This window comes from Dysgonomonas termitidis (assembly GCF_042654545.1).
Classification (GTDB): Bacteria; Bacteroidota; Bacteroidia; order Bacteroidales; family Dysgonomonadaceae; genus Dysgonomonas; species Dysgonomonas termitidis.
This window is the reverse complement of record NZ_JBHSGN010000225.1, coordinates 1-814: the sequence shown is the minus strand read 5'-3', so window position 1 is coordinate 814 and position 814 is coordinate 1. Positions and strand designations below refer to the sequence as shown.

Annotated in this window: 1 protein-coding gene; it reads right to left on the bottom strand. The window is 43.7% G+C overall.

All coding sequences use genetic code 11. The annotated features are described in order from the left end of the window. Positions 1–794: transposase (locus ACFO6W_RS26355; RefSeq protein WP_380002157.1), on the bottom strand; the 794-nt coding region annotated here is incomplete at its 3' end. Positions 795–814 lie beyond the last annotated feature (20 nt).

Here is an 814-nt window from a genome sequence, read left to right as displayed (position 1 = left end):
ATAGAATTTATATTCCGCTTGAGATACCCCAATTGAATGCGAACGGAGTTTCTGATCTCTTTCTTGCTCTTTTTCTTCTTCTGGGCTGTCTTCAGATAGCGTTTGCGAGCAACCTTGCGGTAGCTACGCGGCTTTTTATCATGTAACAGATGGGTATAGAGCTGATCAATCAGGTTTTCCGATATTTCACGAGCTTCGTTGAGCAGATTCAAATCCGTTGGATAAGCAATATCCTGTGGACAAGCAGTAGCATCAAAAATGATCCGGCCTTTGTTCGCTGAGCCACCGGATAAGGAATCCTCATCAGGATCAATGCCGGAATCGTCTTTATCCGATTCTTTTTTCACAAACTCCATCCCTGTCTTCAACTGAACAATCCGCTCGTTGATCGCATTGATCGTATCTAGACCCAAGCGTTTTCGTAAATCCACAAACAGTGAAGCATCAAATGGGGCTTCATGGGTGAAGCTACAGTACCCCAGAAAGTATTGCATATAGATGTTTTCCGAAATCTGACTCACTGTCTCCCGATCATCCAAATTGCAAAGATGCTTGATCATTAGAGAACCCAAAACCACACGAGGACTCAATCCCGGTCGACCCGTTGAACTAACCCCTACATGTTTGAGGTAAAGATTGCAAATCTCATCCCAGGGAATCAAATGGGACAATACAACCCAACGGTTTCCCGGATCGAGTTGCTGATCGAATGGATTTTCAAATCCCGATAAAACCAACTGATTCGGACTCGCATAATTGGGACTAAGTGCACGACTTTTGCGCTGTTTCTTCATATATCCTTGCATTTGGAAAA